The 18,608-nt window shown below is 72.1% G+C and carries 19 protein-coding genes and 1 pseudogene; 11 read left to right on the top strand and 9 right to left on the bottom strand.

The window, feature by feature from the left end:
- On the top strand, positions 1 to 1,796 hold a 1,796-nt coding region (locus tag JWN97_RS05665), incomplete at its 5' end, for a pyruvate carboxylase subunit B (RefSeq protein ID WP_297619641.1).
- Here the strand turns inward: JWN97_RS05665 and JWN97_RS05660 are convergent.
- The 3 genes from JWN97_RS05660 to JWN97_RS05650 form a co-directional block, all read right to left on the bottom strand.
- The gene (locus tag JWN97_RS05660) at positions 1,793 to 2,641 is read right to left on the bottom strand and encodes an alpha/beta hydrolase (RefSeq protein ID WP_297619638.1); all 849 of its coding nucleotides are present in this window, start codon (positions 2,639 to 2,641) and stop codon (positions 1,793 to 1,795) included. The two genes, JWN97_RS05665 and JWN97_RS05660, sit on opposite strands and share 4 nt — an antisense overlap.
- 123 nt (positions 2,642 to 2,764) lie before the next feature.
- Positions 2,765 to 3,691 carry an SGNH/GDSL hydrolase family protein gene (locus tag JWN97_RS05655; RefSeq protein ID WP_297619634.1) on the bottom strand — a complete coding sequence of 309 codons (927 nt, stop codon included), beginning with the start codon at positions 3,689 to 3,691 and terminating at the stop codon, positions 2,765 to 2,767.
- Positions 3,688 to 4,923, bottom strand: a complete 1,236-nt coding sequence (locus JWN97_RS05650) for a SpoIID/LytB domain-containing protein (RefSeq protein ID WP_297619631.1) — start codon at positions 4,921 to 4,923, stop codon at positions 3,688 to 3,690. Before JWN97_RS05650 ends, JWN97_RS05655 begins: the two co-directional genes overlap by 4 nt.
- A gap of 113 nt (positions 4,924 to 5,036) precedes the next feature.
- Between JWN97_RS05650 and JWN97_RS05645 the strand changes: the two genes are divergently transcribed.
- On the top strand, positions 5,037 to 5,483 hold the full coding sequence (locus JWN97_RS05645) for a hypothetical protein (protein ID WP_297619627.1): 447 nt from the start codon (positions 5,037 to 5,039) through the stop codon (positions 5,481 to 5,483).
- 1 nt (position 5,484) lies between these two features.
- Here JWN97_RS05645 and JWN97_RS05640 read toward each other — a convergent pair whose 3' ends face one another.
- A complete protein-coding gene (locus JWN97_RS05640) occupies positions 5,485 to 6,876 on the bottom strand; it encodes an NAD(P)H-quinone dehydrogenase (protein ID WP_297619624.1) in 1,392 nt (463 codons plus the stop codon).
- Positions 6,876 to 8,276: pseudogene (gene lpdA / locus JWN97_RS05635) on the bottom strand (dihydrolipoyl dehydrogenase). Before lpdA ends, JWN97_RS05640 begins: the two are co-directional and overlap by 1 nt.
- Before the next feature lie 67 nt (positions 8,277 to 8,343).
- Here lpdA and JWN97_RS05630 point away from each other — a divergent pair.
- Genes JWN97_RS05630 through JWN97_RS05610 form a run of 5 tightly spaced genes read left to right on the top strand, consistent with a single transcriptional unit; the run spans position 8,344 to position 11,903 of the window.
- Positions 8,344 to 8,796: a gamma-glutamylcyclotransferase gene (locus JWN97_RS05630; RefSeq protein ID WP_297619621.1), complete on the top strand. Its 453-nt coding sequence runs from the start codon at positions 8,344 to 8,346 to the stop codon at positions 8,794 to 8,796.
- A gap of 36 nt (positions 8,797 to 8,832) precedes the next feature.
- Positions 8,833 to 9,633 (top strand): purine-nucleoside phosphorylase, encoded by an 801-nt coding sequence (locus JWN97_RS05625; RefSeq protein ID WP_297619619.1) that lies wholly within the window; start codon positions 8,833 to 8,835, stop codon positions 9,631 to 9,633.
- Positions 9,633 to 10,427 (top strand): NAD(P)-dependent oxidoreductase, encoded by a 795-nt coding sequence (locus JWN97_RS05620; RefSeq protein ID WP_297619616.1) that lies wholly within the window; start codon positions 9,633 to 9,635, stop codon positions 10,425 to 10,427. The genes JWN97_RS05625 and JWN97_RS05620 overlap by 1 nt, the downstream gene beginning before the upstream one ends.
- Positions 10,428 to 10,483: 56 nt before the next feature.
- Positions 10,484 to 10,858 (top strand): MerR family transcriptional regulator, encoded by a 375-nt coding sequence (locus JWN97_RS05615; protein WP_297619613.1) that lies wholly within the window; start codon positions 10,484 to 10,486, stop codon positions 10,856 to 10,858.
- A gap of 55 nt (positions 10,859 to 10,913) precedes the next feature.
- Positions 10,914 to 11,903 carry an aldo/keto reductase gene (locus JWN97_RS05610; protein WP_297619610.1) on the top strand — a complete coding sequence of 330 codons (990 nt, stop codon included), beginning with the start codon at positions 10,914 to 10,916 and terminating at the stop codon, positions 11,901 to 11,903.
- Between the two features lie 45 nt (positions 11,904 to 11,948).
- Here JWN97_RS05610 and JWN97_RS05605 read toward each other — a convergent pair whose 3' ends face one another.
- Positions 11,949 to 13,259: a DUF2252 domain-containing protein gene (locus tag JWN97_RS05605; RefSeq protein ID WP_297619600.1), complete on the bottom strand. Its 1,311-nt coding sequence runs from the start codon at positions 13,257 to 13,259 to the stop codon at positions 11,949 to 11,951.
- 50 nt (positions 13,260 to 13,309) lie between these two features.
- On the opposite strand from JWN97_RS05605, the gene tpx reads away from it, so the two are divergent.
- Positions 13,310 to 13,807, top strand: coding sequence for a thiol peroxidase (gene tpx, locus JWN97_RS05600; protein ID WP_297619597.1), 498 nt, complete (start codon positions 13,310 to 13,312; stop codon positions 13,805 to 13,807).
- A gap of 72 nt (positions 13,808 to 13,879) precedes the next feature.
- On the opposite strand, the gene JWN97_RS05595 is transcribed toward tpx, so the two are convergent.
- On the bottom strand, positions 13,880 to 14,524 hold the full coding sequence (locus JWN97_RS05595; RefSeq protein WP_297619594.1) for an MOSC domain-containing protein: 645 nt from the start codon (positions 14,522 to 14,524) through the stop codon (positions 13,880 to 13,882).
- Positions 14,525 to 14,567: 43 nt separating this feature from the next.
- On the bottom strand, positions 14,568 to 14,939 hold the full coding sequence (locus JWN97_RS05590) for a VOC family protein (RefSeq protein WP_297619591.1): 372 nt from the start codon (positions 14,937 to 14,939) through the stop codon (positions 14,568 to 14,570).
- Positions 14,940 to 14,990: 51 nt separating this feature from the next.
- Here JWN97_RS05590 and JWN97_RS05585 point away from each other — a divergent pair, with 51 nt between their 5' ends.
- The 3 genes from JWN97_RS05585 (at position 14,991) to JWN97_RS05575 (ending at position 18,152) form a co-directional block, all read left to right on the top strand.
- Positions 14,991 to 16,643 (top strand): phospho-sugar mutase, encoded by a 1,653-nt coding sequence (locus JWN97_RS05585; RefSeq protein ID WP_297619588.1) that lies wholly within the window; start codon positions 14,991 to 14,993, stop codon positions 16,641 to 16,643.
- A 1-nt stretch (position 16,644) separates the two neighbouring features.
- Complete coding sequence (locus JWN97_RS05580) at positions 16,645 to 17,790, top strand: right-handed parallel beta-helix repeat-containing protein (protein ID WP_297619585.1); 1,146 nt, start codon at positions 16,645 to 16,647, stop codon at positions 17,788 to 17,790.
- A 62-nt stretch (positions 17,791 to 17,852) separates the two neighbouring features.
- Positions 17,853 to 18,152 (top strand): hypothetical protein, encoded by a 300-nt coding sequence (locus JWN97_RS05575; protein WP_297619581.1) that lies wholly within the window; start codon positions 17,853 to 17,855, stop codon positions 18,150 to 18,152.
- Between the two features lie 39 nt (positions 18,153 to 18,191).
- On the opposite strand, the gene JWN97_RS05570 is transcribed toward JWN97_RS05575, so the two are convergent.
- On the bottom strand, positions 18,192 to 18,386 hold the full coding sequence (locus tag JWN97_RS05570) for a hypothetical protein (RefSeq protein ID WP_297619579.1): 195 nt from the start codon (positions 18,384 to 18,386) through the stop codon (positions 18,192 to 18,194).
- Positions 18,387 to 18,608: the final 222 nt, after the last annotated feature.

Raw genomic sequence — 18,608 nt, 5'->3', positions numbered from 1 at the left:
CCGACACCACCTTCCGCGACGCCCACCAGTCGCTGCTGGCCACCCGCGTCCGCACCCGCGACCTGGTCGCCGTGGCCGACCACGTCGCCCGCACCACCCCGGAGCTGTGGTCGGTCGAGTGCTGGGGCGGGGCGACGTACGACGTGGCGCTGCGCTTCCTCTCCGAGGACCCGTGGGAGCGGCTGGCCGCCCTGCGCGAGGCGATCCCCAACATCGGCCTGCAGATGCTGCTGCGCGGGCGCAACACCGTCGGCTACACGCCGTACCCCACCGAGGTGACCGAGGCGTTCGTGCACGAGGCCGCGGCGACCGGCATCGACGTGTTCCGGATCTTCGACGCCCTCAACGACGTCTCGCAGATGCGCCCGGCCATCGACGCCGTCCGCGCGACCGGGACCTCGGTGGCCGAGGTGGCGCTCTGCTACACCGGCGACCTGTCCTCGCCCACGGAGAAGCTCTACACGCTCGACTACTACCTCCACCTGGCCGAGCAGATCGTCGACGCCGGCGCCCACGTGCTGGCGATCAAGGACATGGCCGGGCTGCTGCGTGCCCCTGCCGCGCGCACCCTGGTCAGCGCGCTGCGCGAGCGCTTCGACCTCCCCGTCCACCTCCACACCCACGACACCCCCGGCGGCCAGCTGGCCACGCTCACCGCGGCGATCGAGGCCGGGGTCGACGCCGTCGACGCCGCCTGCGCGGCGATGGCCGGCACCACCTCGCAGCCCGCGCTGTCGGCGCTGGTCTCCGCGACCGACCACTCCGACCGGGAGACCGGCCTGTCGCTGGCGGCCGTCAACGCCCTCGAGCCCTACTGGGAGGCCACCCGCCGGGTCTACGCGCCGTTCGAGTCGGGCCTGCCCGCCCCCACCGGTCGGGTCTACCGCCACGAGATCCCGGGCGGCCAGCTGTCCAACCTGCGCCAGCAGGCGATCGCGCTGGGCCTCGGGGAGAAGTTCGAGCAGGTCGAGGACATGTACGCCGCGGCCAACGACATCCTCGGCAACGTCGTGAAGGTGACGCCGTCCTCCAAGGTCGTCGGCGACCTCGCCCTCGCCCTCGTCGCGGCCGGCGCCGACCCTCAGGCGTTCGAGGCCGACCCCGCGTCGTACGACATCCCCGACTCGGTCATCGGCTTCCTCAACGGTGAGCTCGGTGACCCGCCCGGCGGCTGGCCGGAGCCGTTCCGCACCAAGGCCCTCGCGGGTCGCGCCTGGAAGCAGGCGAGCGAGAGCCTCACGGCCGAGCAGCAGTCAGGCCTGGCCGCCGACCGGCGCGGGACCCTCAACGAGCTGCTCTTCCCCGGCCCGACGGCGGCGTTCCTCGAGTCGCGCGAGCAGTACGGCGACCTGTCGGTGCTGCCGACCATCGACTACCTCTACGGCCTGCGGCGTGGCGGCGAGCACCCGGTCGAGCTGCGCGAGGGCAAGCAGGTCCTCTTCGGGCTCGAGGCGATCAGCGAGCCCGACGAGCGCGGCCTGCGCAACGTCATGGCGACCATCGACGGCCAGCTCCGGCCGGTGTCGGTGCGCGACCGCAGCGTGTCCGCCGAGGTGGCCTCGACCGAGAAGGCCGACCCCCAGGTCACCGGCCAGGTCGCGGCGCCGTACGACGGCGCGGTGACCGTGACCGTCGCCGAGGGCGACACGGTCGAGGCCGGTCAGACGGTCGCGACCATCGAGGCGATGAAGATGGAGGCCTCGATCACCGCACCGGTCGCGGGCACCGTGAGCCGCCTCGCCGTGCGCACCACGCAGGGCGTCGAGGGCGGCGACCTGGTGCTGGTGATCGGCTAGACCCGGCAGCGCACCCGCTCGCCCCGGAACACCGTCCGGCAGGCGGGGAGGCCGGTGCCGGCCGACGCCGCCGACCAGACCGCCTCGACGGCCGCGGCCACGAGCCGCGGCACGTCCTCGTGCATCGCGTGTCCCGAGCCGAGGCCGACGGCGTGCACGCCGTCGGTGCTGACGCGGGCGAGGCGGTCGTGGCTGCGGTACCACGGTGCGACCCAGCCGCCGCGGGCGTCCTGGCTCAAGACGACCACGGGCAGGTCGCCGAGGTCGATGCGGGCCAGCTCGTCCACCAGCGCGTCCCGGTCGACGCTGCGGCCACCCTCCGCCCAGTCGATGGACGGGTCCGCGAGCGCCGCGGCGGTGAACTGCTCGCGCACCGACGGGTCCTCCAGCACCACTCCGGCGAGGTCCTCGGGGAACTCGGTGGCCCAGGCCTGCGCGACCAGTCCGCCGTAGGACCAGCCGAGCACGACGTACGGCGGCTCGAGGCCCTCGGCCGCCAGCGCGGCCCGCAGGTCGGCGGCCGCGGAGCCCGGCGACGGATCGGGCGCCTCGTCGGGCAGTGGCGGGCTGTCCCCGATGCCGGCGCGGTCGTAGAAGCACGTGCGGGCGGTTCCCGACAGCCGCGAGCGCAGGTCGCGGAAGGTGTCCCCCGACGTGTTCAGGCCGGCGATGAGCACGACGGTCGGGCTCCCGTCGCCGGCGCACTCGACATGGAGGTCGGCGGCCGGCTCGGTCACGGGTGCGACGCTCGTCTGCGGAGTGGCGGTCGGGCGTTCGTCGGAGGAGTCCTCGGCGCAGCCGGAGACCAGCACGCAGGACAGGAGCAGCGCGAGCACGGGTCGCATCAACCCAGTGTGCTCCCGGCCGGGGTCACCTGCACCGCGACGGCCCGGATCCGCAGGTGGTCACCCATGGCGTCGGGAGTGCGCGCCGACTCACCCGGGACGGATGCCTCGCGAGGAGAGCGACTACTGGTTGAGCACCACGACATCGGGATCCGGCTCGGCGTACTCGGTGACCTCCGGCTCCTCGCCGGTGATCGTCGCGTAGACCTCCGCGGCGACGGCCCGCATGCCGTTGATCTTCGGGTGGAAGGGTGCCGCGATGCCGGCCCTGAAACGCGGCCCGTTGACCCACGCCCGGCCCTTGGCGCACACGTCGTGCCCCTCGGAGACCCCCTCCATGTCGACGTACGACGCTCCTGCCGCCGTCGCCCCCGTGCGCAGCGAGTCGTTGAGCAGACCGGCGATCTCGGCGACCGGACCCAGCACGTCGGCCGTCACGCCGACCGCGCGGCAGGTGCCCTCGGTCGGCAGGATGTCGGGATAGCCCACGACGTAGACCGTGGCCGCCGGCGCCACATCCCGGATGCGGGTCACCGCCTGCTCGATCCGGCCGGCGACCTTGCGGGCAGACGCCCTCAGGTCGTCGACGGGGCAGGGGGCGCCGTCCTGGCACTTGATCAGCGAGTCGTAGATCGCGAAGTCGTTGCCGCCCATGCCAAGGGTCACGAGGTCGGTGCCGGCGGAGAGCGCGTCGAGCTGCGGGGCCGTGGTCTTGCCGTCGAACATCAGCATCCGGTCGTAGAGGTCCGCGGTGACGGCGGCCGAGCAGGTGACGTCGGTGTAGCTCGCGACGTCGAGCCAGTCGGCGAGGAAGGCGGGGTAGTTGTCGCGCGAGCGCGCACACCCGGTCGGGTCGGTGCGCATCGTGCCGATGAACGGCCCGGCCGAGAAGGAGTCGCCCATCGCGACGTAGTCGATGGTCGAGGTGGCCTCGGTCTCGACGGTGAGGTCCGGAAGCGGGGCGCCGCTGTCGGTCGCCTCACCGGCCTGGCAGCCGGCGGCGAGGGCGAGGGCCGCGAGGAGCACGGCCAGCCGTCGTGGACCGATCACTGGCGGACCTGTCCCTTCTGCCGTGGCACGACCGAGAAGGTGAACCAGTCGGAGTTGAGCCCGAAGTAGGACCGGACGGTGTCACCGTCGACGCGGGCCGTGCCCGTCGTGCCGATGAAGGCCATGTCGGTGACCCGGCCGCCCCAGTCGCCGTTGCCGTCGCGGGTGGTGACCTCGATGCTGGTCAGGTCGCCGATCGCGGGCCAGTGCGCCTCGACCTGCGTGTCATCGATCGTCTCGGTCCAGGTGGAGTACGTGGGGTTGGCGAGCCCGTCGTAGGGGTCGGCCTGCGCGACGAGGTAGGGCATCGAGCCGGCCGAGGAGAAGCCGCCGTTGCTCGCGGAGAACTGGGTGAAGGCGGGGCGGCCGTCGTAGTAGAGACCCTGCTTGGACGTGGCCTGGATCGCGGCCGTCGCGGCCGGGTGCTCGACGTCGGCGCCGCCGTAGACCTGGCACTGCGTGGTGTCGCAGAGGTCGTAGTGGGCAGCCGTGGGGTGGGAGCGCTCGAACGCGGCGTAGGTGCGGGCGGCGACCGACTGCGCGCTGACCGCGGCCGGCTCCCACAGCGCGGGGACCTCCTGCGGCACGACGCCGCGGAGGTAGGCCTCCATGCTGAGCCGGTTGACGGTCTGGCGCTTGCCCTGGCGCGGCGCCACCGACTGGAGGGTGCCGCGGTAGTCGCGCCGGGTGCCGGGCAGCACCAGGGTCAGGAGGCCGTCGACGGAGGAGAACTCCGCCTCGCCCGGGACCTTCTTCCAGGTCCTCCAGCGCGGACCCTTGGTCCACTGCACCGCGGTGTCGCTGCCGGCCGCCACCAGCCGCCACTTCTTCGCCGCGAGCGGCGGGAGCCGCCAGGAGCGCGTGCGCGCGAGGCTGGTGACCTTGAGACCACGCTCGGCGACCACCTGCACGTCGCGTCCGGTGTCGGCCGTGATCAGCACGCGGACCTTGCCGCCGATGGCTCCCCACGTCGTGCCGGGGTAGTAGAACTCGTCGATCTGCTGCCACGTCAGCCCCTGCTGGGCCGCACCCAGCGCGCCGTACTGCGAGAGGCCGTGGCCGTGCCCGTAGCCGTGCCCGGTCAGCGTGATCGCGGTGCTGCCAGGGGTCGCCCACGTCTCGACCTTCGTGCGCGGCTCCGCGTGGGAAGCGGCGTCGGCGGGCAGGACGGGCAGCAGCAGCGCGCTCGCGAGGACGGCGAGCAGCAGCCGGGCTGGGCGTGTACGGAGCATGGTGTGGGCTCTCCCCCGAGAATCGACGAACAGAACCACTGAGCGTACAGGCGCTCGGCGAACCTCCGCAGCGGACCTCGTACGCCGTCCGGCGGGCGTGCGAGACTCGCGACATGTTCGGGGGACGCAGGCGACGGCGCGAGGAAGAGCTCGCCGCCAAGGACCGCTGGCGCGTCGCGCGCAAGCTGATGGACGAGGACGTCACCGTGCTCGGCGAGCAGGTGGCCGAGCTCCACGTCGACACCCTGGGCGACGACCTCGACGCGACGGCGCACGACCACTACCGGCGCGCGCTGGAGAGCTACGACCAGGCCAAGCAGCTCCTCACCGCCAGCGAGACCGCCGAGGACGTCATCACCATCGAGCAGGTCGTCGCCGATGCGCGCTACCACCGCGCGACCGCTGGGCCGTGGCACCTCGCCGGCAGCGTGAGCGGCGCGATCGACGCGGGCGCGCAGCTGGCGAAGTCGGCCGGCCACGGCGTCCACGGCCAGCAGAACCTGGCCCAGGTCTACCTCAACCAGACCACCGGTGGGAGCAACACCGGCTACGGCGGCTGACTCAGACCCGGTGCAACCGGCGCGCGGCCTCGGCGATCGAGCCGCTCATCGAGGGGTAGACGGTGAAGGCGTGCGCCAGCTGGTCCGCCGTGAGCGACTCCGCCACTGCGATCGACACCGGGTGGATCAGCTCGGAGGCGCGCGGTCCGACGACCACTCCCCCGACCACGATGCCCGTGCCGGGACGGCAGAACAGCTTCACGAAGCCGTCGCGCACGCCCTGCATCTTGGCCCGGGCGTTGCCGGCCAGCGGGAGCATGACGACCTCGGCGGTGATCTCGCCGGCGTCGACGGCCTGCTGCGACCAGCCGACCGTGGCGATCTCGGGCGAGGTGAAGACGTTGGAGGAGACCTTCTTGAGGTCGAGCGGTGCGACCGCGTCACCCAGGAAGTGCCACATCGCGATCCGGCCCTGCATGGCCGCGACCGAGGCCAGCATCAGCACGCCGGTGCAGTCGCCGGCGGCGTAGATGCCGCGCGCCGAGGTCCGCGACACCCGGTCGACGGTGATGAAGCCGCCCTCACCTGTGGCCACCCCCGCCTCCTCGAGGCCCAGGTCGGCGGTGTTGGGGATCGAGCCCAGCGCGAGGATGCAGTGGCTGCCGGTGACCGTACGGCCATCGGTGAGGGTCACGGTCACGGTGTCGCCCTCACGGGTCACCGACTGCATGCGCGACTGGCCGAGCACGTGCATGCCTCGGCGGGTGAGCACGTCCTCGAGCACCGCCGACGCGTCGGCGTCCTCACCGGGCAGCACCCGGTCGCGGCTGCTGACCAGGGTGACGTCGATGCCGAGCGAGAGGTAGGCGCTGGCGAACTCGGCGCCGGTGACGCCCGAGCCGACCACGATCAGCTTCTCCGGCACCTCGGTGAGGTCGTAGACCTGCTCCCAGGTGAGGATCCGCTCGCCGTCGGGCTGGGCCGACGGCAGCGTGCGCGGCGCCGCGCCCGTCGCCACGATGATCGCGTCGGCCTGCAGGGTCTCCTCGCCGTCGGCACCGCTGACGGTGACCGTGAGGTCCCGCCCGAGGCGGCCGCGACCGGTCAGGACGCGTACGCCGTCCCGGTCGAGGCGGGCCGCGATGTCGGTCGACTGGTCGGCCGCGAGCTGCTTGACGCGCGCGTTGACCCGCGCCAGGTCCACCGAGATGGTCGTCGCGGCGTCGCCCTGGTGGTCGTGGAAGTTGACCCCGAGCTCCTGCGCCGTCGACATGTCCGTCATCAGCTCGGCCGTCGCGATCAGCGTCTTGCTCGGCACGCAGTCGGTGAGCACCGCGGAGCCACCCACGCCGTCGGTGTCGACGATCGTGACCTCGGCGCCGAGCTGTGCCGCGACGTGCGCGGCCTCGTAGCCGCCGGGTCCGCCACCGACGATGACGATGTGGTCGACCATCAGAAGTTGATCATGTGGCCGGCGATGCCGTGGACGGCCTCCTTGACGGCCTCACCCAGGGTCGGGTGCGCGAAGACGTTGCGGGCCACCTCGTCGGCGGTGAGGTCCCAGTGCTGGGCCAGGGTCAGCACCGGCAGGAGCTCGGTCACGCTGGGGCCGATCATGTGCGCGCCGATGATCTCGTTGTGCTCGGCGTCGGCGACCACCTTCACGAAGCCGATCGGCTCGCCCAGGCCCATCGCCTTGCCGTTGGCGCTGAAGGGGAACGACGCCGTCTTCACGTCGTAGCCCCTCTCCTTGGCCTGCGCCTCGCTGTAGCCGAACGACGCGATCTGCGGGTTGCAGTAGGTCGCGCGCGGGACGAAGTCGAACGCGACCGGCATGGTCTCGGCCCCGTTGATCGTCTCGGCGGCCACGATGCCCATCGCCTCGGCGACGTGGGCGAGCATCATCTTCCCGGTGCAGTCGCCGATGGCGTACACGTGGTCGACGTTGGTGCGACCGAAGTCGTCGATCTCGATCGCGCCGCGCTCGGAGACGCTCACGCCCGTGTTCTCCAGGCCGTAGCCCTTCGTGCGCGGGGCGAAGCCGAAGGCGGCGAGGAACTTGCCGGCCTCGAGCACCTGCTCGTCGCCTCCCGCCGCCGGGGCGACGGTGACCTTGACGCCGGAGCCGGTGTCCTCCACCTTCTTGACCGCGGTCGAGGTGAGCACCTTCACGCCGAGCTTCTTGTAGTGCTTGGCGAGCTCCTTGGAGATGTCGGCGTCCTCGGTCGGGACCATCCGGTCGAGGAACTCCACGATCGTCACGTCGACGCCGAAGTTGGCCATGACGTAGGCGAACTCGACGCCGATCGCACCGGAGCCGCCGATGATGATCGACTCGGGCAGCTGGTCGTTGAGGATCTGCTACTCGTAGGTGACGACGTTCTCGCTGAGCTCGACGCCCGGCACCAGACGCACGGTAGCGCCGGCGGCGATGATCAGGTTGTCGAACGTGTAGGACGCCTTGTTGCCGTCCTTCTCGACGTCGATCCCGGTCGGACCGGTGAGGGTGCCCCAGCCGTCGATCTCGGTGATCTTGTTCTTCTTCATCAGGAAGTGGACGCCCTTGACGATGCCGGCGCTCACGTCGCGGCTGCGCTTGTGGGTCGGGCCGAAAGCCATGGTGGCGTCGCCCTCGATGCCGAACTTCGCCTTCTCGTGCTGGAGCGTGTGCGCCAGCTCGGCGTTCTTGAGCAGCGCCTTGGAGGGGATGCAGCCGACGTTGAGGCAGACACCTCCCCAGTACTTCTCCTCCACCACGGCCACCTTCTGGCCGAGCTGGGCTGCGCGGATCGCGGCGACGTAGCCACCGGGGCCGGCGCCGAGGACGAGGGTGTCGAAATGCGAGTCGGTCACGCTCCCAGCGTAGTTGTCCACCTCGCGCCGAGACCACCCGAGGTCCGGGCTCGGTAGCCTGTGGCCCGTGACGCTCTACGCCGCCTACGGGACGAACCTCGATCCCGCCCGCATGAGCGAGCGCTGCCCGCACTCGATCCTCCAGTCCACGGGCTGGCTGACGGGGTGGCGGATGACGTTCGGCGGCGAGGAGCACGGCTGGGACGGAGCACTGTCCACGATCGTCCAGGACCCCTTCGAGCAGGTCTTCGTCGCGGTCTACGACGTCACGCCCGAGGACGAGCGCGCGCTCGACGGCTGGGAGTCCGCCGACACCGGCCTCTACCGCAAGACCAAGGTGCGGGTGTCGACCATGACGGGTGAGGTCGTCGTGTGGGCCTACGTCCTCGACGCCTACGAGGGCGGCCTGCCGTCCGCGTCCTACCTCGGCGTCCTCGCCGACGCGGCCGATGCCGCCGGGGCCCCCGAGGACTACGTCGCCGCCCTGCGCCGCCGCAGCTGCCGCTCGACCGGGCTCTGATCACCGCCCCGGACCGCTGGCCCTAGAGTTCGGCCCATGAGCGACCAGACGCCGTACGAAGCCGCCTCCGCTGCCGCTGCCAAGCTCGCCGAGCTCACCGGTGTCGAGCGACACGACATCGCCCTGGTGCTGGGGTCCGGGTGGCTGCCGGCCGTCGACGCCCTCGGCGAGGCCACCGCCGAGATCGACACCACCGACCTGCCCGGCTTCAGCGCCGCCGCGGTCGCCGGCCACAGCGGCAAGATCCGCTCCATCAAGAACGGTGACCGCAACCTGCTGGTCTTCCTCTCCCGCACCCACTTCTACGAGGGCAAGGGTGTCGCGGCAGTCGTCCACCCGATCCGTACGGCGGCCGCGGCCGGCTGCTCGGCGATCGTCCTCACCAACGGCTGCGGCGGTCTCAAGCCGGGCTGGGAGCCGGGCCAGCCGGTGCTGATCTCCGACCACATCAATCTCACCGCGACGAGCCCGATCGTCGGCGCCAACTTCGTCGACCTCACCGACCTCTACAGCCCGCGCCTGCGCGCGATGTGCCAGGAGATCGACCCGAGCCTCGACGAGGGCGTCTACGTCCAGTTCCCCGGCCCCCACTACGAGACGCCCGCCGAGGTGCGGATGGCCGGTGTCCTCGGCGGCCACCTCGTCGGCATGAGCACCACGCTCGAGGCCATCGCCGCCCGCGAGGCCGGCATGGAGATCCTCGGCATCAGCCTGGTCACCAACCTCGCCGCCGGCCTGAGCGGCGCGCCGCTCGACCACACCGAGGTCCTCGAGACGGGCAGGGCGGCCGCGAGCCGGATGGGCGGCCTGCTCAGCCAGGTCGTCGCCAAGATCTGATGCGCGTCCTGGTCTCGGGAGCCGCGGGCAGCCTCGGCCGGGTGATCACGGTCGGGCTGCTCGAGAACGGCCACGACGTCGTCGGCCTCGACCTGGTGCCGGCCCCGGAGGGCACGCCGTTCGCCTGGCACGAGGCCGACTGTGCCGACCCCGACGCGGTCGCCGCGGTGTTCGCCGAGGAGCGGCTGGACGCGGTCGTCCACCTGGCCGGTGCGCCGGAGGAGCTGTCCCTGCCCGACGAGCTCACCTCCCACGTCGTCACGACGGCGGCGCTGCTCGATGCGATGGTCGCCCACCGGGTGCCGCGGATCGTCTACGCCTCCTCCAACCATGCGGTGGGTCGCACCCCGCGCGCGGACGGCGAGCTCACCGAGCGCGCCCTCCCCCGGCCCGACACCTACTACGGCGTCGCCAAGGTCGCGGCCGAGGCCTTGCTGCGGCTCTTCGCCGACCGCCACGGCATCGACGCGGTGTCGTGCCGGATCGGGTCCTTCCTCGAGGAGCCGACCAGCGTGCGCGGCCTGTCCACCTGGCTGTCGCACGGCGACGGCGTACGCATGGTCGAGGCGGCGCTCACCGCTCCCGCACCCGGCTTCGCCGTGCTCTACGGCATCAGCGCCAACACCCGCGGCTGGTGGGACCTCGAGCCCGGTCGCCGCCTGGGCTACGAGCCGCTCGACGACGCCGAGGACTTCGCCGACCGGGTCGGGGCCGGCCCCGACGACGAGGCCGAGGCCGAGCACGTCGGCGGCCCGTTCGCGCTCGCCCGGTTCCACCGCCCCGCGCTGGGCTGACCGGGAGCGGCGCCGCCCCTTGACTTGGAGCGCACTCCAAGTCGGACACTGGGCGGGTGACGAGCCTGAGCATCGCCGAGGCGGCCGAGCAGACCGGGCTGACCGCCCACACCCTGCGCTACTACGAGCGCGACGGGCTCCTCCTCCACACGGTCGAGCGCGCCTCGTCGGGCCACCGCCGCTACACCGACGACGACCTGCGCTGGATCGAGATGGTCACCCGGCTCCGCTCCACCGGCATGCCGGTCCGCGACGTACGCCGCTATGCCGCCCTGGTGCGCGAGGGGCCGGGCAACGAGGCCGAGCGCCTCGCCCTCCTGCTCGCCCACCGCGAGGTCGTCGAGCGCCAGCTGGCCGAGGTCGGCTCCCACCTGCGCGCCATCGACCACAAGATCGCGCTCTACGAGAACACGGTGTCGCCCACTCCCTGACGAAGGGTGAGGCCCCCTTGACTTGGAGTGCACTCCAAGGAGCACTGTGGAGGACATGACCATCCAGAAGCGACAGATCGGCTCCCTGACCGTCTCGTCCCTCGGCCTCGGCTGCATGGGGATGTCGGAGTTCTACGGCACCCCCGACGAGCAGGGCGGCACCGACACCATCCACCGGGCGCTGGACCTCGGCGTCACGTTCCTCGACACCGCCGACATGTACGGCCCCTTCACCAACGAGAAGCTCGTGGGCAAGGCCATCGCCGGGCGCCGCGACGAGGTCCAGCTCGCCACCAAGTTCGGCAACGAGCGCCTCCCCGACGGCACCATGGTCGGCATCAACGGCCACCCGGACTACGTACGCTCCGCCTGCGACGCCTCGCTCCAGCGGCTCGGCGTCGACCACATCGACCTCTACTACCAGCACCGCGTCGACAAGACCGTGCCGATCGAGGAGACCGTCGGCGCCATGGCCGAGCTCGTCCAGGCCGGCAAGGTCCGCCACCTCGGGCTCTCGGAGGCCTCGGCGGCCAACATCCGCAAGGCCCACGGCGTCCACCCGATCACCGCGCTCCAGACGGAGTACTCGCTGTTCACCCGCGACCTCGAGGACGAGATCCTGCCGATCATCCGCGAGCTCGGCATCGGCCTCGTGCCCTACTCCCCGCTCGGTCGCGGCCTGCTGACCGGCGCGATCTCCGCGGACACCGGCGCCGACGGCGAGCAGGACCGGCGCCGCTCGGAGTACTTCCCCCGCTTCCAGGGCGAGGCGCTCGACGCCAACCTCGCCCTCGTGGAGAAGGTGCGCGAGATCGCCGCGGCCAAGGGCTGCACGCCCGGCCAGCTCGCGCTCGCCTGGGTGCTGGCGCAGGGCGACGACGTCGTGCCCATCCCCGGCACCAAGCGGGTGCGCTACCTCGAGGAGAACGTCGGGGCCACCGACGTCGAGCTCACCGACGACGACCTCGCCGCCCTCGAGCAGGCCGTGCCGCGCGACGCCGTCGTCGGCGACCGCTACGGCAACATGGGCTCGATCGACGCCTGAGACCTCCGGCAACGCGGGGGCCGGGACGGCGCCTGGGTTTCAGACCTAGGTGGCAGCGATCCCGACCTGGCCCTCGCGGAAGGCGTCCACGAAGAGGGCGTGGTCCTCACGGACCTTCACCGCGTAGGCGATCCCCCAGTCACAGAGCCAGGAGACGTAGTCCTTGCGCCGGCCCTCGAGCGAGCGGGCGATCGCCTCCTCGACCTGGAAGTCGACGAGGTCCTGCTCACTGTCCTCGTCGGAGGCGCAGTGGATCTTCGCGGTGGCCCGACCGAGCAGCTCGACGACGGCGCCCATGTCGGCCGGCTCGTTGATCTCACCCCAGTCGAGGTCCACCTCGTAGGGCGAGACCTCCGAGACGACGTAGCCCACGCCCCCGACGCGGGTGTGCCCCAGCAGCGGGTCGGTGTGCACCTGGAGCGCGCGCTGGCTGACGGCCGTGCGATGCCCCTCGTGCTCGAAGTAGGCGTCGACCTCGCTGGTGTCGACGAACCGGCTGAGCGCGGGGACGTTGGCCTGCTTCATGCTCAGCACCACGTCGTTGTCGAGGGCCTGGCTGTAGCCCTCGACCAGCACGTTGTACGCCGGCAGGCCGGCGCTGCCGATGCCGAAGCCGGACTTCCCGACGACGTCGCGCAGCTCGTAGAAGAGCTCGCGGTCGAAGCGCTTGGACTGCGGGATCGTGTCGAGGTAGGCGCGGAAGGCGGCCACCACCTCCGCCCGCTCCTCGCGCGGGAGCCGGCGGGTGCTGCCGTCCTCGCTGAAGCGGCGTACGCCCTTCGTCAGCACCGTCATGCCGTCGAGCAGGTCGGCGCGCCGCATGGCGCGGGCCTCCTCCAGCGCGACGAGCACCGGCCCGTCGGCGCTGTCGAGCCGGATCTCGAAGTCGTCGTCGGAGTCGGAGGCGACGTAGTGGTTGACCTGCGCGAGGTAGGAGCGGGCGTAGCGCGCGATGAGCTTGCGGATGGCGTCCTCGGGGAGCGCCTTCTGCCACGCCACCAGCGCCAGGCTCGCGGCGAACCGCTGGAGGTCCCACGTGAAGCGGCCGACGTACGCCTCGTCGAAGTCGTTGATGTCGAAGACCAGGCGGCCGTCGGAGTTGAGGTAGGTGCCGAAGTTCTCGACGTGGAGGTCCCCGTGGATCCAGATCCGCTCGGCACCGTGGCGCGACCAGTCGTCGGTCTCCGACGTGACGTCGTTGTAGAACAGGCACGCCGTGCCCCGGTAGAACGCGTGGGGGTCACTGGCCATCTTGCGGTACTTCGCCCGGAAGGCCACCGGATCCGCCCGCATGAGCGGCGCGAACGCATCTCGCAGGACGTCGACGATCTCGGTGGTCCGGGTGCGCGCAGCCATGTCGGCACTCTAGGTGCGCGCGGCAGCGGGGCGGTCGATAGATTGTGGCCATGGCAACCACACAACTCGGCGACAACACCGTCAACACCGTGGGCGAGCTCCCCGCGGTCGGCTCGCAGGCACCCGGCTGGGACCTGGTGGGACTGAAGTTCCAGCCGGTCACCGACGCCGACGTCGCAGGCAGGCGCGTCGTCCTCAACATCTTCCCGAGCATCGACACCGGCGTGTGCCAGGCGAGCGTGCGCAAGTTCAACGAGCTCGCCGGCGGGCTGGACAACACGACCGTCGTCAACGTCTCGGTGGACCTTCCCCTGGCGCAGGCGCGGTTCTGCGGCGCCGAGGGCATCGACGACGTCGAGGTCGGCTCGGCGTTCCGCTCGTCCTTCGGTGAGGACTACGGCGTCGCGATGGCCGACGGCGGCTGGCAGGGCATGCTCGCCCGCGCGGTCGTCGTCCTCGACACCGACCGCACCGTGCTCCACACCCAGCTCACCGACGCCATCGGCGTCGAGCCCGACTACGACGCCGCGGTCGCCGCTCTCTCCTGACCTTGCGCTGCGAGCGGTGCGTCAGGCAGGTTCGGCCGGCCCGCAACCTGTCTCACGCACCGCCGGGCGGCGTCACTGGCGCGAGGCCAGCCAGTCGTGCTCCACCTGCGGCAGCACCTCGGCCCGGAGGAAGACTCCGGCCAGGTCCTTGTCGCCCATCGCGGCCCTGAAGAACATCGGCACGGTGAGGCCGTGCCCGGGACGGTGCACGACCTCGATCGGGTCGCCCGTCGCGATGGAGCCGGCCTCGCGGACGGCGAGGTAGGCGCCGGTGCGCCCGCGCTCGGCGAAGCGCTTCACCCACCGGCGCTCGGCCATGTGCTTGGCGAAGGTCGCGCACGGCACCCGTGGTCCGCACACCTCGAGCAGGGTGTCGCCGACACGCCACTGCTCGCCCACCTCGGCGGCGTCGACGTCGAGCCCGGTCGTGGTGAGGTTCTCGCCGAACATCCCGTCGGCCAGCTCGCGGTCGAGCTGCTCGGCCCACCAGTCGATCTCCTCGCGGGCCACGGCGTAGACCGCCTGGGTCTCGCCGCCGTGGTGCTTGCGGCTCCCGATCTCGTCACCGACCACCCCGCTGCCGAGACCGCCCCGCTTCGGCCCCGGGTCACGGACCTCGATCCGGTCGACCGGGTGCTTGCGGATGGCGCTGGGCCGCCGCATGCCGGGCACCTCGGCCAGGGCGCCGGCGTTGACGGAGCGGACGAGGGCGATCACGCGACCACGCTATCGGGGCGCGCGCACGCGCTGCCTCCGGACGTCAGGAGTCGCCGGTGTGGCAGACCGCCTCGATGTTGTTGCCCTCGGTGTCGCGGACGAAGGCGCCGTAGTAGCCGGGGTGGTACTCCGGCCACAGCCGCGGCTCGTGCAACGACTCGGCGCCGGCGGCCACGGCCTCGGCGTGCCAGGCCCGCACCGTCGCGGCGTCGGGGGCGGTGAAGGCGACGTGCACCTCCCGATTGGGCCCGACACCCTCGAAGGTGCTGATCCAGAAGTCAGGCCCCTCGGTGCCGTAGCCGATGGCGACGCCGACGTCCATGACCCTGCGGTGGCCGAGCACACCCAGCACTCGGTCGTAGAACGCCGCCGCCCGAGCCAGGTCGGTGCAGTTGATGCCCAGGTGATCGATCATGGTCAGATCCTGCCAGCGCCCGCCGACATCGGAGGGGGATAGCGTGCGCCCATGACCGATCTGACCCCCCTGCTCGAGTGTGCCCGCGCGTGGGCTGCAGAGGACCCCGACGAGCAGACCCGCACCGAGCTGGAGTCGGTGATCGCCGCCGCGGAGCGCGGCGAGCAGACCGACCTGGCCGACCGCTTCGCCGGCACCCTCGAGTTCGGCACCGCGGGCCTGCGCGGAGCGCTCGGGGCCGGTCCCAACCGGATGAACCGGGTCGTGGTCACGCGCGCGGCGGCCGGCCTGGCGGCGTACCTCGCTGACACCGGTCACCGGGGCGGCTCCGTGGTGATCGGCTTCGACGCCCGCCACAACTCCGACGTCTTCGCCCGCGACACCGCCGAGATCATGACCGGCGCCGGCTTCAAGGCCCTCGTGATGCCGCGCACGCTGCCGACCCCGCTGCTCGCCTTCGCGATCCGCGAGCTCGGCTGCGCCGCCGGCGTGATGGTCACCGCCAGCCACAACCCTCCGGAGGACAACGGCTACAAGGTCTACCTCGGCGACGGCAGCCAGATCGTGCCGCCGGCCGACGTCGAGATCGCCGGGCGCATCGCCGCGGTCGGGCCGATCGCCGACCTCCCCCGGGGCGACGCCGGCAAGCTCGTCGGCGAGGAGATCGTCGACAACTACCTCGACACCGCCGCGGGCCTCGCCGAGGACGGGCCCCGCGACCTCCGCATCGTCTACACGCCTCTCCACGGCGTCGGAGGTACGACGGTCGCGCAGGTGCTGGAGACGGCCGGGTTCGACGCTCCCGACATCGTCGCGGAGCAGGAGCACCCCGACCCCGACTTCCCGACCGTCGCCTTCCCCAACCCCGAGGAGCCGGGCGCGATGGACCTGGCGATGGCGCTGGCGGCGCAGACGCGCGCCGACATCGTCGTCGCCAACGACCCCGACGCCGACCGCTGCGCCGTGGCTGTCCCCGACGCGCACGGCTGGAGGATGCTCCGCGGCGACGAGGTGGGCGCCCTCCTGGCCCACCACCTGCTCGCCCGCGGGCGCACCGGGACCTACGCCAACTCGATCGTGTCCTCCAGCCTGCTCGGCAAGATGGCCGCGGCCGCCGGGCAGCCGCACGAGGAGACCCTCACCGGCTTCAAGTGGATCGGTCGCGTCGAGGACCTGGCCTTCGGCTACGAGGAGGCGCTGGGCTACTGCTGCGACCCCGAGCACGTGAAGGACAAGGACGGCGTCTCCGCGCTGCTGCTCGTGTGCGAGCTCGCCGCCCAGGCGAAGGCCGCGGGCCGTGGGCTCATCGACATCCTGGACGACATCGCGCACGAGTTCGGCCTGCACGCCACCGACCAGCTGTCGGTGCGCTTCGACGACCTCTCCGACATCCCGGCGACCATGGACCGCCTGCGTGCGACCCCGCCGACCAGCCTCGGCGGCCTCGCCGTCGAGCGGATGGAGGACCTCTCGGAGGGCTCGGCGCAGCTGCCGCCCACCGACGGCCTGCGCTACACCCTGGCCGAGGGTGCGCGGGTGATCGTGCGACCGAGCGGCACCGAGCCCAAGGTGAAGTGCTACCTCGAGGTGGTCGTCCCGGTCGGCGACGACGCGGACGGTGGCGTCGACGCGGCCCGGATCTCCGCAGCCGGACGGCTCGACGCGATCAAGACCGACCTCCGCGGCTCGGCCTTCGGCGGCTGAGGTGCACGCACGGCTCCCGGTCGCGGCCGTCGCGGCGCTGCTCCTCCTCACCGGCGCCGCGCCGACGGCGTCGTACGCCGACGACGGGCCGCGCACCTGGCAGGTCGGACCGACCCGTGCCCTCACCACGCCCAGTGCCGCCGCGGCGGTGGCCGGCGACGGCGACACCGTCCTGATCGACGCCGGCACCTATGCCGGTGACGTCGCCACCTGGACCCAGGACGACCTCACCCTGCGCGGGGTCGGGGGCCGCGCCCACCTGCGCGCCGACGGCCAGAACGCCCAGGGCAAGGCGATCTGGGTGATCGCCGGCGACCGCGCGCGCGTGGACCGCATCGAGTTCAGCGGCGCGACGGTGCCCGACCAGAACGGCGCCGGCATCCGGCAGGAGGGCACCGACCTCACCGTCACCCGCAGCTGGTTCCACGACAACCAGAACGGCATCCTCACCGGCGCCGACCCCGACAGCGACATCGTCATCCGGCGCTCGCGGTTCTTCCGCAGCGGCGCCGGAGACGGCTACACCCACAACCTCTACGTCGGTGCCGTCCGCTCGCTCACCGTCACGGGCAGCTGGCTGTGGGGCGCCGACGTCGGCCACGAGCTCAAGTCGCGCGCGGCGCGCAACACCATCGTCGCCAACCGCATCGACGACGCCGACGCGACCGCGAGCTACTCGATCGACCTCCCCAACGGCGGCCTCTCCCTGGTCGCGGGCAACGTCGTCGTCCAGGGCCCGCGCTCGGAGAACCCGACCCTCGTCTCCTACGGCGCCGAGGGGCTCAGCAACCCCTCCCACCGGCTCTGGGTGGTCCACAACACCTTCGTCAACCGGCGCACCTCCGGCACGTTCGTCACCCTCGCCGACGGCAGCCGCGCCCGGGTCCGCAACAACCTGCTGGTCGGGCCCGGCGACCTCACCGGTCCCGTGACGGCCGCGGCCCGCGCCAACAAGCGCGTCGGCACCAGCGGGTTCGTCGATGCGACCGCCAACGACTTCCGCCTGCTGGCCGGCTCCCCCGCGGTCGACCGCGGCGTCGCCGTCCCGCGCCGCTGGCGGCCCCGCTGGGAGTACGTCCACCCGGCCGGGCTCGTCCGCCGTACGACGGTGGGTCGCACCGACCTCGGCGCCTACGAGCTCCGCTGAGCCACCCGTCATGTCCATGCACGCACCGATGACCGCGCCCGTTCGACCCGGAGGACCGAGCCGTGCCCGACCGGCCTGAGATCGTCTGCCTCTGCGGGTCCTCCCGCTTCGTGGACGAGATGCGTGCCGCGAACCGCGACCTGACCTTCGCCGGCGTCATCGTCGTCGCGCCCGGCGAGGCGGACGAGGTGGTCACGCCGGAGCAGAAGCTCGCCCTCGACGCCCTCCACCTGAGCAAGATCGACCTGGCCGACCGCGTCCTGGTCGTCAACCCCGGCGGGTACGTCGGGGAGTCCACGAGGCGGGAGATCGCCCACGCCCGCGCCACCGGCAAGCCGGTCTCGTTCACCGATCCCGTCTGACCGGCAGCCGCTTCGCGGTGCGCGGGGCCCGCACCGGGCCTAGGGCTTGCGCACCCGGTTCGCGTGGAACTCGGCGACGCCGAGCCGCATGCCGCCGCTCTGCTCCGGGGCCGAGCGCAACGGGTCACCGCCCGCGACGAGCCGCTTCTGGCGGCGGTAGGACCAGATGACCGACGCCACGTAGGCGACCGCGAGCAGGGCGACCACGACACCGAACCACACCCAGAACGTCATGACCTGATGCTGCCCGCGGGTGAGCCGCGGCAAACCCGGTGTCAGCGGGGGATGTCAGGGTGTGCCCATGACCAGGGTCTCGCTCTCGCGGCTGCCGGGCGAGCGCGTGCTGGTCGTCGACGGTGACGTCGAGCGTGAGGTCGCGGTGGCCGACCTCCCGGCCTACGTGAGCGAGCGGGAGGTCACGACGCCGCGGTGGGTGTGGGACGACACCGCCCGGTG

The sequence above is a fragment of the Nocardioides sp. genome, assembly GCF_025965415.1.
GTDB lineage: Bacteria > Actinomycetota > Actinomycetes > Propionibacteriales > Nocardioidaceae > Nocardioides.
This window is presented reverse-complemented; position numbering and strand designations above follow the sequence as displayed.